We start from the raw sequence: 694 nt of genomic DNA on the forward strand, positions 1-694 counted from the left end.
GAGAAAGAGACCGCGACTTACCATGTATCTCGTGCGGAACGCTCACGTCTGCTCAGTGGGATGCCGGACATTACCGGACAACTGCTGCGGCACCTCAACTCCGATTTAATGAACGCAATATTCACAAGCAATGCGTGGTGTGCAACCAGCACAAAAGCGGAAATCTCGTTCCGTATCGCGTCGAACTGATTAGCCGCATCGGGCAGGAAGCAGTAGACGAAATCGAATCAAACCATAACCGCCATCGCTGGACTATCGAAGAGTGCAAGGCGATCAAGGCAGAGTACCAACAGAAACTCAAAGACCTGCGAAATAGCAGAAGTGAGGCCGCATGACGTTCTCAGTAAAAACCATTCCAGACATGCTCGTTGAAACATACGGAAATCAGACAGAAGTAGCACGCAGACTGAAATGTAGTCGCGGTACGGTCAGAAAATACGTTGATGATAAAGACGGGAAAATGCACGCCATCGTCAACGACGTTCTCATGGTTCATCGCGGATGGAGTGAAAGAGATGCGCTATTACGAAAAAATTGATGGCAGCAAATACCGAAATATTTGGGTAGTTGGCGATCTGCACGGATGCTACACGAACCTGATGAACAAACTGGATACGATTGGATTCGACAACAAAAAAGACCTGCTTATCTCGGTGGGCGATTTGGTTGATCGTGGTGCAGAGAACGTTGAATG

General features: G+C 48.3%; 3 protein-coding genes. All 3 read left to right on the plus strand.

Annotated features, from left to right (window positions below; all coding sequences use genetic code 11):
• The coding region (locus tag PsAD26_RS26540; protein ID WP_193758367.1) for a recombination protein NinG at window positions 1–335 on the plus strand (335 nt) is incomplete at its 5' end.
• The gene (locus PsAD26_RS29210; RefSeq protein ID WP_002901791.1) at window positions 332–538 is read left to right on the plus strand and encodes a phage NinH family protein; all 207 of its coding nucleotides are present in this window, start codon (window positions 332–334) and stop codon (window positions 536–538) included. The genes PsAD26_RS26540 and PsAD26_RS29210, both read left to right, overlap by 4 nt.
• Window positions 516–694 (plus strand): metallophosphoesterase (locus PsAD26_RS30385; RefSeq protein WP_193758368.1); only part of this gene is annotated, 179 nt, incomplete at its 3' end. The genes PsAD26_RS29210 and PsAD26_RS30385, both read left to right, overlap by 23 nt.

The organism is Pseudovibrio sp. Ad26 (assembly GCF_001623285.1).
GTDB classification, from domain to species: Bacteria; Pseudomonadota; Alphaproteobacteria; order Rhizobiales; family Stappiaceae; genus Pseudovibrio; species Pseudovibrio ascidiaceicola.